The organism is Chelatococcus sp. CO-6 (genome assembly GCF_001271345.1).
GTDB classification, from domain to species: domain Bacteria; phylum Pseudomonadota; class Alphaproteobacteria; order Rhizobiales; family Beijerinckiaceae; genus Chelatococcus_A; species Chelatococcus_A caeni.
The window spans coordinates 1,575,259-1,589,895 of record NZ_CP012398.1; the positions used below are offsets into that span (position 1 = coordinate 1,575,259).

11 protein-coding genes are annotated in these 14,637 nt (G+C 68.4%); 7 read left to right on the forward strand and 4 right to left on the reverse strand.

Annotation, left to right across the window (positions count from 1 at the left end):
- Window positions 1-88: 88 nt before the first annotated feature.
- Both AL346_RS07385 and AL346_RS07390 read right to left on the reverse strand, forming a co-directional pair.
- On the reverse strand, window positions 89-1,792 hold the full coding sequence (locus AL346_RS07385; RefSeq protein ID WP_019402131.1) for a lysine--tRNA ligase: 1,704 nt from the start codon (window positions 1,790-1,792) through the stop codon (window positions 89-91).
- A 118-nt stretch (window positions 1,793-1,910) separates the two neighbouring features.
- On the reverse strand, window positions 1,911-2,753 hold the full coding sequence (locus AL346_RS07390; RefSeq protein WP_019402132.1) for a transporter substrate-binding domain-containing protein: 843 nt from the start codon (window positions 2,751-2,753) through the stop codon (window positions 1,911-1,913).
- A gap of 325 nt (window positions 2,754-3,078) precedes the next feature.
- On the opposite strand from AL346_RS07390, the gene AL346_RS07395 reads away from it, so the two are divergent.
- Window positions 3,079-4,899, forward strand: coding sequence for a glycosyltransferase family 2 protein (locus AL346_RS07395; RefSeq protein WP_053193470.1), 1,821 nt, complete (start codon window positions 3,079-3,081; stop codon window positions 4,897-4,899).
- Here AL346_RS07395 and AL346_RS07400 read toward each other — a convergent pair.
- Entirely contained in the window at window positions 4,874-5,062 is a 189-nt protein-coding gene (locus AL346_RS07400; RefSeq protein ID WP_019402134.1) for a hypothetical protein, read from the reverse strand. The two genes, AL346_RS07395 and AL346_RS07400, sit on opposite strands and share 26 nt — an antisense overlap.
- 141 nt (window positions 5,063-5,203) lie before the next feature.
- Entirely contained in the window at window positions 5,204-7,867 is a 2,664-nt protein-coding gene (locus AL346_RS07405; protein WP_210168026.1) for a glycosyltransferase, read from the reverse strand.
- A gap of 548 nt (window positions 7,868-8,415) precedes the next feature.
- On the opposite strand from AL346_RS07405, the gene AL346_RS07410 reads away from it, so the two are divergent.
- The 6 genes from AL346_RS07410 (at window position 8,416) to AL346_RS07435 (ending at window position 14,633) form a co-directional block, all read left to right on the forward strand.
- On the forward strand, window positions 8,416-8,772 hold the full coding sequence (locus tag AL346_RS07410; RefSeq protein WP_019402135.1) for a hypothetical protein: 357 nt from the start codon (window positions 8,416-8,418) through the stop codon (window positions 8,770-8,772).
- A 314-nt stretch (window positions 8,773-9,086) separates the two neighbouring features.
- Entirely contained in the window at window positions 9,087-11,966 is a 2,880-nt protein-coding gene (locus AL346_RS07415; RefSeq protein WP_053193476.1) for a monovalent cation/H+ antiporter subunit A, read from the forward strand.
- A 2-nt stretch (window positions 11,967-11,968) separates the two neighbouring features.
- Window positions 11,969-12,340, forward strand: coding sequence for a Na+/H+ antiporter subunit C (locus tag AL346_RS07420; protein WP_050996604.1), 372 nt, complete (start codon window positions 11,969-11,971; stop codon window positions 12,338-12,340).
- Entirely contained in the window at window positions 12,337-13,872 is a 1,536-nt protein-coding gene (locus AL346_RS07425) for a monovalent cation/H+ antiporter subunit D (RefSeq protein ID WP_019402138.1), read from the forward strand. Before AL346_RS07420 ends, AL346_RS07425 begins: the two co-directional genes overlap by 4 nt.
- A gap of 3 nt (window positions 13,873-13,875) precedes the next feature.
- Window positions 13,876-14,367 carry a Na+/H+ antiporter subunit E gene (locus AL346_RS07430; RefSeq protein WP_019402139.1) on the forward strand — a complete coding sequence of 164 codons (492 nt, stop codon included), beginning with the start codon at window positions 13,876-13,878 and terminating at the stop codon, window positions 14,365-14,367.
- Complete coding sequence (locus AL346_RS07435) at window positions 14,364-14,633, forward strand: K+/H+ antiporter subunit F (protein WP_019402140.1); 270 nt, start codon at window positions 14,364-14,366, stop codon at window positions 14,631-14,633. Before AL346_RS07430 ends, AL346_RS07435 begins: the two co-directional genes overlap by 4 nt.
- The last annotated feature ends 4 nt before the right edge of the window (window positions 14,634-14,637 follow it).

A 14,637-nucleotide genomic window follows, 5' to 3' on the forward strand; every position in this document is an offset into this window, starting at 1 on the left:
TAGCCCGGCCGGCGCGGCCGCGCCATGGCACGGCACGTCGCGCCCCCGGGTCGTCACCCGAAAACCGCGCGCCGCACCTTGGACCGGCTCAACGCGCCGCGAGGAAGGCCTCGTGCTCGGCCAGGAGCGCGCCGGACAGCGCCTTCTCGATCAGCGCCCGCGTCTCCGCGACGCCGTAGAGGGCGATGAAGGAGCCGAAGCGCGGCCCGCGCTCCTCGCCGAGCAGCACCTGGTAGACGCTCGAGAACCACTGCTGCGAGACGCCCGGGCGCCCGTCCGGGCTCTTCGTCTTGCCGCTGAGATCGGGGAAATGCCGGCGCCCGACCTCGTAGACGACCGCCTGCAGGGCATCGGCGTCGCTCGATCCCTCGAGCGCCGCGAGCTCGTTGTCGAGATCGGCCAGCGCCGCCCGCTCCGCCTCGCTCGCCGCCCGGAACGTCTTGGCTGGGCGCACGAAGTCGCGGAAGTAGTTGACGGCATAGCCGACGAGCTTGGCGAGCCGGGGATGCGTCTCGGGCGACGCGCCCGGCGCATAGCGACGGATGAAGCCCCACAGCACCGCCGGATCCTCGGAATTGGCGACGCCGGCAAGGTTGAGCAGCATGCCGAAGGTGAGCTGCGTCGACGGCCCGTTGGCGCCGGCCGCCTCGATCGTCTCCGGCGCCGGCGGCTCGCCGGCGTGGATGTGCCAGGCCGGGTTGCCGAGCCGGTGCTTCCACTCCTGCCGGCCATAGGCGTTGAGGAAGCCGAGATAATCGTCGACATGGCGCGGGATGACGTCGAAGAACAGGCGCTTGGCCTCGCGCGGCTTGTTGTACATGAAGAGGGCGAGGCTTTCGGGCGTGCCGTAGCGCAGCCACTCCTCGATGGTGAGGCCGTTGCCCTTCGACTTCGAGATCTTCTGGCCGTTCTCGTCGAGGAAGAGCTCGTAGTTGAAGCCCTCGGGCGGCGCGGCGCCGAGCGCGCGGGCGATCTGGCCCGACAGGCGCACGGAATCGATGAGATCCTTGCCCGCCATCTCGTAGTCGACGCCGAGCGCCACCCAGCGCATCGCCCAGTCCGGCTTCCACTGCAGCTTGGCATGGCCGCCCGTGACCGGCGTCTCGAAGCGCTCGCCCGTGTCGGGATCGCGCCAGACGATGGTGGCGCTGTCCTTCCTCACCTCCTCGATCGGCACCTGCATCACGATGCCGGTCTTCGGATGGACGGGCAGGAAGGGCGAATAGCTCTGCGCCCGCTCCGCCCTGAGGCTCGGCAGCATGATCGCCATCACCTCGTCATAGCGCTCGACGACGAGACGCAGCGTGTCGTCGAAGCGGCCGGCGGTGTAGCACTCGGTCGCCGACATGAAGGTGTAGTCGAAGCCGAAGGCATCGAGGAAGGCGCGCAGGCGGGCGTTGTTGTGGTGGCCGAAGCTCTCGTGCGTGCCGAAGGGATCGGGCACCCGCGTCAGCGGCTTGCCGATATGCGCGGCGAGCATGTCGCGGTTCGGCACGTTGTCCGGCACCTTGCGCAGCCCGTCCATGTCGTCGGAGAAGGCGACGAGCCGCGTCGGGATGCGATCCTCCGTCAGCACGCGGAAGGCGTGGCGCACCATGGAGGTGCGCGCCACCTCGCCGAAGGTGCCGATGTGCGGCAGGCCCGAGGGGCCGTAGCCCGTCTCGAACAGGGCCTCTTTCTTGCCCGACCGCTCCAGGCGCGCAACGAGTTTACGCGCTTCCTCGAACGGCCAGGCGGCCGAGGCGCGGGCGGCCTCGACGAGCGCGGGATCGAGCTGGAGCGGATGCGTCATGATACTCGTCTCTTCAAGAGTGATGGGGACGCCGGCCAGGGGAAGGCCGCGGCGGGCGGACACTAGGTAGGGCGCCCGGTTGCGTCAACGCGGCATTTCCCGCCAAATCCCGGAAAGGTCAATAGAAGCCGACCGGGAAATAGCGCAGATAGAGCTCGGTGTAGGTGCCGTTGTCCCACAGGCGCTGCAGTGCGTAGTCGAAGGCGCGCCTCAGCACCTTGTCGTCCTTGCGCAGCACGAAGCCCACGCCCTCGCCGAAATAGCGGCTCTCGAGATAGGGACCGCCGACGAAACGACAGCAGTCGTCGGCCACCCGCCCGTTGAGCCACAGGGCAAGGCTCATCCCGTCCCCGAACAGGTAATCGACCTCGCCGGCCCTCAGCGCCTCGCGCGCGGCGATGAGATTGGCATAGGGCTTCGCCTCCGCCTCGGGGAAATAGGCCTTCAGGAAGGCTTCGTGTGCGCTGTCGGCGATCACCGCGACCGTGTGACCGGCCAGCACCTCGGGCGTGAGCCTGTCCGGCGCCTTCTCGCGTCGCACGACGAAGCGGGCCGGCATGCGGTGGAAGGGAAAGGTGACCGCAAAGCCCTCCCTGAGCGTCGCCGTGACCGGAATGCCGGCCGCGACCACATCGCCGTGGCCGGCCTCGAGCGCGGGCAGCAGCGTGTCGAACCGGCGGGCCTGGATCGTGCAGGCAACCGAGAGCGCCTCGCAGGCGGCCCGCGCGAGCTCGACCGCAAAGCCCGTCGGCACGCCGTCCGGGCCGGCGAAATGCAGCGGCGGGAACTCGTCGTCGGTCATGACGCGGACCACCCGGACCCAGGACAGGTCCGGCTTCTCGATGCGGGTCCGCGTGTCCCAGAAATTGGGCACGACGGGCCCGCTCCCCTCCGCCGCGAAGACGGGTCCGCCGAGGAGGACGAGGAGGGCGAGCACGCGAAGCAGCGATCCCTTGAACACTCCGTCTCCTCCAGCGCCCGCCGACCGCGGCCGGCCGGCGCCTGTAGTTGTGCGCCAGCGGATCAATGCCGGCAAGAGGGCGCCGCAGGCGGCCAGCGACCTGCCTCGGGCGATTCCTACAAAGAAATTTACAAATCCCCGCCTGTGGATAATCTGTGGAACGGGTTGTGGGGCAAAATAGATGAAGACAGAATTTCTATCCCCCGAAACCATCGGGGGAGCACGAAGCCATTTTGATCAAGAAGATAAAGATGTCTATTTAAGCTATACAAGTTTTACCCACGGAACGGACGGGGACGGCATCGGTTTTCTGCTGCAGTACGGCGTGTCGGGACAGGCTCTCGCCGAGGCTCGCCGATATGCACGCCTGTGGCGGGTCTCGCCGTTCGAGGCGCTGCTGGCCGCTGGCGCCATCGACGAGGAGGGGCTCTATGCCGCCGTCGCCGGGACGCTGGGCATGCCTTTCCTGCGCCGCGACGTGCGCATCGGCGCCGGCGCACGCTTTCCCGAATGCCTGACCGCCGGCGTCGTGCCGCTGCACCCTGACGGGCAGGGCCTGCGCTTCGCCATCGCGCCGGGCGTGCGGCATCTCGGCCGGTTCATGGAGCAGCACGCCCGCTGGCACGATGCCGGCGTGGCGCTCACGACGCCGCGTCTGCTGACCGGACTGGTGCTGCGTGCCTTTCCCCGACACATCGCCCATCTTGCCGCCAATGGTCTTGCCGATGCGGCCGCCGCGCTCTCCTACCGGGGCCAGATGAGCGGCCTGCAGATCGGCCTGCTCGCGCTCGCCGTGGGCGTCATGAGCTTCCTCCTCGTCCGGGCGCCGGCTGCGGCCTTCGGCCTGTTCGCCTCGCTCTGCGGCCTCGTCTTCATCGCCATGGTGACGGTGCGCCTCGCCTGCTGCCTGGAGCCGCCCCGGCGCCCGCCGCGGCGCGGCCCGGAGGACCACGCGCTGCCGACCTATACCGTCGTCGTGCCCCTGCACCGGGAGGCGCGCGTCCTGCCGCAGCTCCTCGCCGCCCTTAAGGGCCTCGACTATCCGCCGGCCAAGCTCGACATCAAGCTTGTCATCGAGAGCGACGACGCGACGACCGCCGAGGCGCTGCGCCGTCGGACGCTTCCGCCCTGGTTCGAGGTCGTCGTCGCGCCGCCGGGCCTGCCGCGCACCAAGCCCCGCGCGCTCAACCTGGCGCTGCAGCTGGCGCGCGGCGAATATACGGTCGTCTACGATGCCGAGGACGTACCGGAGCCGCAGCAGCTGCGCCTGGCGGCCGGGCATCTTGCGGCCGCGCCTGCGCATGTCGCCTGCCTGCAGGCCCACCTCGCCATCGACAATGTCGACGACGGCCTGCTGACGCGCCTGTTCGCCATCGAATATGCCGTGCTGTTCGACGTCATCAATCCGGGCCTTGCCGCCTTCGGCTTCCCGGTGCCGCTCGGCGGCACGTCCAATCATTTCCGGACGGCGGCGCTGCGCAGCGTCCATGCCTGGGACGCCTGGAACGTCACCGAGGATGCCGACCTCGGCCTCAGGCTGGCGCGCCTCGGCTACGCGGTCGAGGACCTGCCGTCGACGACGCGGGAGGAGGCGCCGGCGCGCCTGCGGGCCTGGCTCGCCCAGCGCACGCGATGGATGAAGGGATGGCTCCAGGTCTGCGTCACGCATACGCGCGAGCCGGTAACCGCGCTGCGGCAACTGGGCCCCGCCGGCACCCTGGGCGCCGTCGCGACGGTGGCCGGCACGGTGCTGACCGCGCTGTTCTTTCCCATCTTCCTCGTCACATCGGTGCTGATGCTCGCCGACGGCAGCCTGTTCACCGCCGATGCGCCGATGCGCCGCGTCTTCGCCGCCCTCGGCCTCACCCTCTTCGCCGCCGGCAGCCTTGCCATGGTCGTGCCCGCCCTCATCGGCCTGCGCCGCCGCAATCTGCAGCGGCTCGCGCCCTATGTCGCGCTGATGCCGCTCTATTTCGTGCTGATCTCCTTCGCCGCCTGGCTGGGCGTGATCGAGCTCATCCGCAGCCCGTTCCGCTGGAACAAGACGGAACACGGCCTCGCCCGAACCTCCGAAACGGCAAGGCGCCGCACGGATCCGGCCGATATGGCCGTCCGGCCGGTCAGAAGCAGCCGGCGATCGCGGTGAGCAGCCAGTCGGCGAAGACGGCCTGCGACGAATGGCTCCAGAAGAAGAGCCCTGCCGCCAGGAGTGCGACGCCGAAGCCCGCCGAGCCGGCAAGAAGCAACCGCCGCTGCCCGCTCGTCAGCGTGGCCTCGTCCGATGCCCGCACCCCGCCGCTCAGCTTCATGCCATCCACAGCGCACCTCGTCTCACCCGGTGAGGCCGACAGGATAGCAGCTCGCGCCCGAACGCCCAACCACCTGTCGTGACCGGTCTCGCCCGGCCGAGGCTCCCCGCTCTGGCCAGGTCCCCCCTGATCGGAACCGCGCTACGGCAGAAGCTCGAGGATCGTGTTGTTGATCCTCCAGCCGTTGTACTGGAGCGGAACGAGCTTGTGGCCGTGCAACCCACGAATCCGCCGGGCGGCGGCCCCCACGTCGAACAAGACGATCGGCCGCGCCGCCCTCAGCGCCAGCGAGAGGGTGTAGGAATAGGTCTCCGGCCACACGGAGGGCAGGAAGATGACGTCGATATCGAGGGCGTCGATGGTCTCGAGAACGGCGGCATTGTCATAGGGTCCGGTCACGGTGATCCCCGCCTGCGCCGCCTTGCCGTCGTTCTCGGTATAGCCGATGACGATGAACTCGACGGGCAGGCCGCGCAGCCGGGCATCGGTCGCGCAGTCGAGGAGCTTCTCGAAGCCCTTGATGGCGGAGATGGCGCCGAGCACGCCGACGCGCAGGATGCGGGAGCCGGGGCGCGGCCGCTTGAGCAGGGGCGTCGGCATGACGTTGTCGTGCGGCCGGATCTGGAAGCCGATGTCGGGGAAATAGCCCTTCAGCCGTCTCGCGACGTCCTCGTCGGGCACGACCACGGCTTTCGCGCCGGCGAGCAGCTCGTGATAGTCCGCCCGCCACGCGCCGATGTCCGGCACGCCGAACTCCGTCGGGTTGGCCTGCAGGCAGGCCTGGCAGGCGGGACTGTCGGGCTCCCCGCAATAGACGCCCTTGGCGTCGATGAGGTTGATGCGCGGGCAGATGCCGAAATAGTCGTGCACGACCACCCGCCATGGCCGCTGCAGGTGCCTGAGCAGGTTCAGCACGCCCGAGGCCGGGCGGGAGCCGAAATCCATGATGTGGTGGACGTGGACCTCCGTGATCGCGAGGTCGTCCGCCAGGCGCTGGAGCAGCTGCAGGTCGAGGCCGGTGTGGATCCCCGAGAGCATCGGCATCGTCGCCACACGCGCACCCACGATGTCGAAGCGGTCGTGGAACCTCGGGTCGGCGACGGCACGGAAGACGCCGTACCCCGCCGCCTCCAGGCGCCGCATCTCCTCGCGCACGTGCTGCTCCGTGCCGCCGCCACGGATATGGCTGACGACGAGCACGTTTCTGGCCCGACATGAGCGCCGCAGGCGCTCCCGGTCGATCTGTTCGCGCGCGTGGCGCAGCGGATCCGCCTGGAGGAAGGCCTGCACCTGGGCCTGGTAGTGCGGATGCCGCTCGCCGATGACCCGCATGGCGTGCTCGATCCGCTCGCGGCGCTCCTCCCGGAAGGAGGTCGCACCGAGGTGCCGGACGAAGACATTCGGGGCCGCGATGTTCTTCCAGCCGGCATCGATCGCGCGCAGCGAGAAGTCGTTCTCCTCGCCGTAGCCGGTCCCGAATGCCTCGGCATCGAAATAGCCGATCCTGTCGATGAGCCCTCTCTTGATGTACATGCAGAAGCCGACGGCGGTCGGCAGCTCGATGGCCTCTCCCGCATTCACCGAGGCGGCGATGCGGTCGATCTCCGCGTAAGGCACCTCCAGCAGCCGGTCGTTGTCCTCGTTGAAGAAGGGATAGGAGCAGACCGTCCCGTTGTTGGTCAGGGGCGTCACCGTGCCGAAGCGCGCGTCGGCATGCGCGGCCTTCCGCAAGCGGTCGATCCAGTCGCCGAACACTTCCGTGTCGGAATTCAGCAGGATGACGTCACGGACGGGGTGAAGCTGCATCGCCTTGTTGACGGACCTGACGAACCCTTCGTTCTCATGGTTCCGGATCAGCCGGATGTAGCCCTTCTTGGCGAGGAGCCTGAGGACGTCCGACAGGTCCTCTTCCGGCGAGCAGTCGTCGACGACGACGACGCAGGAGGCCGTCTCGTTCTGGGCCGAGAGCACGCGGTAGAGACAGGTGATGGTCTCGCACTTGCCGCGGTAGACGGGAATGATGACGTCGACGGCGGCACGGGAGGCCCAGCCGAAGAGGTGCTGCATCGTCCCCGGACGCGGCAGGGCGAGGATCTTGCGCAGGTAGTGATCGGCATCGTGATCCTCACCCGCGAAGACGGGATTTTCGGGCTTCGGCGGCAGCGGCACGCCGCGCCTGCGCTCCACCTGGCCATAGCGCACGAAATGCTCGAGCGCCGGCATGCCGCCGGCCGCCACGTCCGGATTGGCGGCGAGATAGCCGCCGGGGTTGAACATGTCGCTGGCGCAGCGACCTTCGGCGATCCCGAAGGTGACGAAATGCCGGAAGGGCTCGCCGCCCCAGCCCGCGATATCCGGATTCTTCTTGAGATAGACGGGATACGAGAACCACGGCGTCGGGCTCTTGCGCCGCCAGCGGCCCACGAGCAGGAAATGCAGCAGCGCTTCCGTCGTGATGAGGGAGCGTCCCGGGAAATGCCGCTGGTAATAGGCCGGATCGAAGAACTGGATCGGCACGACGGTCAGGTTGCCGCGCAGCAGGTCCCGCATTCCGGAGAGCCGCCCGGCCTGGTCGGGCGCCCGATGGAAATGGACGCTGCAGAGCCAGCGGCCGTACTTCTCCAGGACGAGCCCGCTGAGCGTGATCGCGATGCCGTGTCCGACGACCGGGACATGGTGCAGGAGATTGATCGATAGGAAGGCGATATAGCCGCCGGCGCCGATCAGCGTCCGTCTGGCGAGGAGATAGACCCACTGCGCCCCGTATTGCCGGGCCCGAAAGGATAGAACGCGGAAGACCTGCACCAGATAGCGGCATGCCGCGATGATCTTTGTCGCACAGGCGAAGACGATGCTGTCCAGATCCGAGATAATCCCGGCCCTGTCCGCTTGTTGACGAACGCCGTGTGCCAGCCTGGAAACAATCTGCTGCATCTGAAAATTCCACTGTAATGAACGAACGACGCAACGAATGAAGAAAACAAAGGCGTGGGCATGCGGGGAAAACCTTCCCGCCGCTGTTCACCTCGACCAACCGGACGGATGATGCGGAGCCTGGCACCCCAACCCGGGGCGCCGATCACCGCAGCTCTTCCTTCCCCACCGGGCGGGCGCTGGGCGCCCGCGGCGTGCCGGCCCTGCCGTTGCGGCCGGCGCCACCCTGATGGTATGCGCACTGTCGGCAAATTCGACTCGACAGCGACTGGCAAACTCGGCCAAGAGGCTGACATATCACGCAAAGCTGCTTACGGCGGCTGCGGAGGCGGAAGGATGTGGAAGGTGGGAGTTTGCGCCGCCGCCACTGTGGCGCATGATGCCCGCTCCACGGGAGCGTCTCCGACGGAGGCACGACGATGGCGCCACGCCTGCCTGACCTCGCCAAGCGATCGCTGAAAACAGCCCTCGACGACTTCGGCCACGTGATGGAGCGGGTTCACACCCATGCGCTCAAGCAGCGCATGAGCCCGGATGAGTTCCGCGCGACCGTGGCCGGCCTCGGCTTCTCATCCATGCGCGAGTTCTGCGACCGCACCGGCCTGCCGGAAAGCACCATCGAGAGCTGGTTGCGCTTCGGCCTCTCCCACGATGCGGCCCAGCTGCTCAGCGCCATGATGGGCTACCGCAACCGCGTCAAGGAGGCGATCGAGGCCGCCGACAGCGTGACGAACGCCGGCATCGCCGATTTCTTCGAGGAGCGGCGGCTGCCCTGAAGCCGTTGCTGCGCCGCACAAATCGACCGGCGCGACACCTGAAAGTCTTGACCCGCGCGCAACTGGGATGGCACATCCCCCCGTCGGCATCTTTCCGCTGCCCTTCGGGCTTTCGGCTGGATGACGGCCGGGCCTGACGAGACGGGCGCCCCGTCGGAAACGACGTTGCCGGCGCCCTTTCGGCGGCGGGCATCCTGCCCGCATGCCGAGCCCGAGGGGGGCTCACGACGTTGTGAACGGCCGTGCCCGGCGTGCCAGCGCGCCGGGGCGGGTGTTCAGATGCGGTCAATCGAAGGTGGGAACGACGCACTCGCATGAAACTGGCGCTCATCACCCTGCTACCGTTTCTCGGAGCCGTCTTCCCCGTCTTCTCCATCCGATCCGGCCGTAATGCGTGCGCCAGCCTCGCGGGAGCCTTCACGCTCGCGGCGCTCGTGCTGCTCCTCACCGAGGCGCCCGCCGTCTACCGGGGCGAAGTGCCGTCCTGGGACGTCGAATGGCTCGCGCCGATCGGCCTGCGCTTCTCGTTCTTCGTCGACGGGCTCGGCTTCTTCTTCGCCGCGCTCATCCTCGGCATCGGCCTGCTCATCATCCTCTACGCCCGCTTCTATCTCGACCGCAGGGATCCGATGGGGGTGTTCTACACCTATCTCCTGCTGTTCCAGGGCGCCATGATCGGCATCGCCCTGTCGAACAACGTCCTGATGATGCTGGTGTTCTGGGAGCTCACCTCGCTCTCGTCCTTCCTGCTCATCGGCTATTGGCGCCATCTGCCCGAGGCGCGCCAGGGCGCCCGCATGGCGCTGGCGGTGACCGGCGGCGGCGGGCTCTGCCTCATCGCTGGCATGCTCATCCTCGGCCATATCGCCGGCAGCTACGAGCTCACCGAGATCCTCGCGCGCGGCGACATCATCAAGGCCTCGCCGCTCTACGGCCCGGCGCTGGTGCTCATTCTCCTCGGCGCCTTCACGAAGTCGGCGCAGTTTCCCTTCCATTTCTGGCTGCCGCACGCCATGGCGGCGCCGACGCCGGTGTCGGCCTACCTGCACTCGGCCACCATGGTGAAGGCGGGCGTCTTCCTGCTGGCGCGGCTGTGGCCGGCGCTCGCCGGCACCGACATGTGGTTCCTCATCGTCACCTCGGCGGGCCTCGTCACCATGCTCGTCGGGGCCTGGATCGCCATCTTCAAGGACGATCTCAAGGCGCTGCTCGCCTTCTCCACCGTCAGCCACCTCGGCCTCATGGTGATGTTGCTCGGCTTCGGCACGCCCATGGCGGCGATTGCCTGCGCCTTCCACATCCTCAACCACGCCACCTTCAAGGCGCCGCTCTTCATGAGCGCCGGCATCGTCGACCACGAGGCGCACACCCGCGACATCCGCCGCCTCGGCGGTCTCACGACGCTGATGCCGATCACCGCGACGCTCGCCCTCCTCGCCGCCGCCTCCATGGCGGGCATCCCGCTCCTCAACGGCTTCCTGTCCAAGGAGATGATGCTGGAGGAGGCATCGCACACCGCCTATGCCGGCATGGCCTGGCTGGTGCCCGCGCTGGCGACGCTCGGCGCGCTCTTCTCCGTCGCCTATTCGGCGCGCTTTGCCATCCGCACCTTCCTCGGCCCCGTCCGGCACGACTATCCGCACCATCCGCACGATCCGCCCTTCGGCATGTGGCTGCCGGTCGCCGTCCTCGTCGTCCCGGTCGTCGCCATCGGCCTCCTGCCGGTCCTCGCCGAGCCCATCGTCGTCCGCACGGCGACGGCGATCGTCGGCGGGCCGCTGCCGGAGTTCCACCTCGCCCTGTGGCACGGCCTGACGCCCGCGCTCTTCATGAGTCTCGTCGCGATCGCCGGCGGCGCCGCGCTCTTCGCGGCCTTCGATCCCGCCAACCGGCTGCGCCTGTCGCTGCCGCGGCCGGAGGCCAAGCGCCTGTTCGACAGGACGATCGGCGCCCTCGTCCTCGTCTCGCGCCGCTTCATCGACGCTTCGCATACGGGTTCGCTACAGGCCTATGCGGGGGCCACCATCGTCGCCGTGGTCGTCGTCGGCCTCGTCGCCTTCTTCGACGCGCCCCATGGCGGCGGCGAGCGGGCGCCCATGGCGGTCAACCTGCCGGCCGTCATCGCCTGGTTCGTCCTCCTCGGGGCCGCGCTCGCCATCGTCCTGCGCCACGCCGACCGGCTGCTGACGCTCGTCCTCACCAGCGTCGTCGGCCTCATCGTCTCGCTCGCCTTCCTGCAGTTCTCGGCGCCCGACCTCGCCCTGACGCAGATCTCGGTCGAGGTGGTGACGACGATCCTGCTGCTGCTCGCCCTCAACCTCCTGCCGAAGGAGACGGTGCTCGAGAAGGGCATCGGCGTGCACCTGCGCGACGGGGCGATCGCCCTCGTCGCCGGCCTCGGCATCGCCGGCATCGCCTATGCGGTGATGACGCGGGACTTCACCACCATCTCGGATTACCACATCGCCCAGTCCAAGCCCGGCGGCGGCGGCACCAACGTCGTCAACGTGACGCTGGTCGACTTCCGCGGCTTCGACACCTTCGGCGAGATCATCGTGCTCGGCATCGCCGCGCTGACGATCTTCGCCCTGCTCGACAACGCGCTGCGCGGGGCGGCGGCCCGCCGGCTCGACGCCATGCGCCAGGCGTTCGCGGGCGAGGAGGGCAAGGACGCGCATCCGCTCATCCTCGTCGTCGCCACGCGCGTGCTGCTGCCGCTCGCCCTCACGGTCGCCGCCTACATCTTCCTGCGCGGCCACAACCAGCCCGGCGGCGGCTTCATCGCCGGCCTCATCGTCGCCATTGCCTTCATCATGCAGTACATCGCCAGCGGCTATACCTTCGCGGCCGGCCGCGCCCGCGTCGACGCCCAGGTCATGATCGGCGCCGGCGTCGTCATCGCCGGCCTCACCGGCATGGGCGCCTGGCTGTTCGGCAAGCCGTTCCTCACGAGCACCTTCGGCTACGTGCACCTGCCCATCGTCGGCGAGTTCGAGCTCGCCTCCGCCATGGGCTTCGACACCGGCGTCTTCCTCACCGTCGTCGGCGCCGTGATGCTCTCGCTCGCGCAGATCTCCCGCGTCGAGCAGCGGGCCGAGCGCGAGCCGGTGCCGGAGGGCCCCATGGACATCAAGCTGAAGCCGGAGGAGGCGCCCCTGCCGGTCCGCGCCGCAACTGAAGGAGCGGGCGAATGAGCATGGAATTCCTCCTCGCCAGCGCCATCGGCACGCTCACGGCGGCGGGCGTCTACATGACGCTGAGGGCGCGCACCTTCCCTGTCATCATCGGGCTCGCCCTCCTCTCCTATGCGGTGAACCTCTTCCTCTTCTCCATGGGGCGCCTCGTGGTGGACAGGCCGCCGATCATCCATCCGCTCGCCACCACCTATACGGATCCGCTGCCGCAGGCGCTGGTGCTGACCGCCATCGTCATCTCCTTCGGCATGACGGCGCTCATCGTCGTCCTTGCCCTGCGCAGCTTCCTCGAGACGGGATCGGACAATGTCGCCATGCGCGAGATGAACGAAGGCGCGAATATCGAGCCCCGGAGCGAGGAGGCGCCCCGATGAGCCACTGGATCGTCGCCCCCACGCTTCTGCCGGCGCTGACGGCCGCCTACCTCATCCTCTTCGCGCGCAACGACATCTTCCACCAGCGCATCGTCTCCGTCGCCGCGACGCTGATGCTCGTCCTCCTCACCTTCGGCCTCTACCAGCTGGCCGGCGACGGGGAATCGCGCGCCTACCTGCTCGGCAACTGGCCGGCGCCCTTCGGCATCGTGCAGGTGCTCGACCGGCTGTCGGCCACGATGCTCCTGCTGACGGCCTGCCTCGCCTTCATCGTCGTCGTCTACGCCATCCACGGCTGGGACCGGCGCGGCCGCTACTTCCACGCCCTCTTCCAGTTCCAGCTGCTCGGCATCAACGGCGCCTTCCTGACGGGCGACTTCTTCAATCTCTTCGTCTTCTTCGAAGTGATGCTGATCGCTTCCTACGGCCTCATGCTGCACGGCGGCGGGCCGCGGCGGCTCAAGGCCGGCTTCCAGTACGTCACCATCAACCTGATCAGCTCGACGCTCTTCCTCTTCGCCGTCGGCCTCATCTATTCGGTCACCGGCACGCTCAACATGGCGGACCTTGCGGCGAAAGCCGGCCAGGTCGGCGCGGGTGAGGTCGCGCTCCTGCGCACGGGCGCGCTGCTCCTGTTCATGGTCTTCGCCATCAAGGCGGCGCTGGTGCCGCTGCACTGGTGGCTGCCGACGACCTATGCCGCCGCTTCGGCGCCGGTCGCCGCGCTCTTCGCCATCATGACCAAGGTCGGCGCCTATTCCATCCTGCGCATGTACGGCCTCGTCTTCGGCGCCGACGCCGGGCCGCTGGCGCTCGTCGCGGCGCCGTGGGTGATCCCGGCCGCCATCGTCACCCTTGCGATTGGCGCCATCGGCGTCCTCGCCAGCCGCACGCTGCTCGACCTCGTCTGCTTTTCCGTCGTCGCGTCGATGGGCACGCTGTTGATCGCCCTCGGCCTCTTCGACGAGGTGGGCATCGCCGCCGCCCTCTACTATCTCCTGCACAGCACCCTGGCCGGCGCGGCGCTCTTCCTCCTCGTCGACCTCATCGCCGTGCGGCGCGGCCGGGCGCGCGACCGGCTGAACGCCGCTCCCCCCTTCCCGCGCGACTACGTCTATGGCGGGCTGTTCTTCCTCGCCGCCATCGCCATGGTCGGCCTGCCGCCCCTGTCGGGCTTCCTCGGCAAGCTGCTCATCCTCGATGCGACGCGCGAGACCGCCCATGCGGGCGTGATCTGGGCCACCGTCCTCGGCTCGAGCTTCCTTATGCTCGTTGGCTTCTCCCGGGCCGGCAGCGTGCTCTTCTGGAAGAGCGCCGCGCAGCCGCCGCAGGAAGAGGAGGAAGAGCCCAGGCGCCGGGTGCTGCCGACGGTCGCCGCCGGCACCCTCATCGCCGGCATGGTCCTGCTCTCGGTCTTCGCCGGGCCCGTCTCCCGCGCCGTTACCGACACGGCGCAGCAGGCGCTCGACACGCGCGCCTATGTCGAAGCGGTGCTCGGCAGCATCAAGACAGCCCGCGCGACGGGACTTTGAGCCATGCGCAAGATCCTCGTCCCCCACCCCATCCTGACCTTGCTCATCACGCTCGTCTGGCTGCTGCTGGCCAACGAGTTCTCGGCCGGCCACCTCGTGCTCGGCCTCATCCTCGGCGTGCTCATCCCGCAGATCACCAGCGTCTACTGGCCCGAGCGGCCGAAGATCGGCGCACCGCTCACGATCGTCGAATACGCGCTCATCGTGCTGTGGGACATTGTCGTCTCCAACGTGCAGGTCGCGCGGCTCGTCCTCTTCCGCCGCAGCGACAGCCTGCGCTCGACCTTCGTCACCGTGCCGCTCGACATCACGGCGCCGGAGGCGATCACGACGCTCGCCGGGACCATCACCATGACGCCGGGCACGGTGAGCGCCGACCTGTCCGCCGACGGGCGGGCCCTGCTCGTCCACTGCCTCGACGTCGACGACCCGGCGGCAACCGTCGCCCAGATCAAGGCCCGCTACGAGGCCCGGCTGAAGAGGATCTTCGAATGATCACGCTCGCCTGCCAGATCGCGCTCGTCGCCATCGGTCTTTCGGTGGTGTTCAACGTCTACCGCATCGTCGCGGGGCCGGACGTGCTCGACCGCATCCTCGCCCTCGACACCATGGTGATCAACGCCATCGCGCTCATCGTCGTCATCGCCATGCTCTTCGAGGCGCCGACCTATTTCGAGGCGGCCCTGCTCTTCGCCATGGTCGGCTTTCTCACGACGGTGTCGTTCTGCAAGTACCTGCTGCGCGGCAACGTGATCGAATGAACCC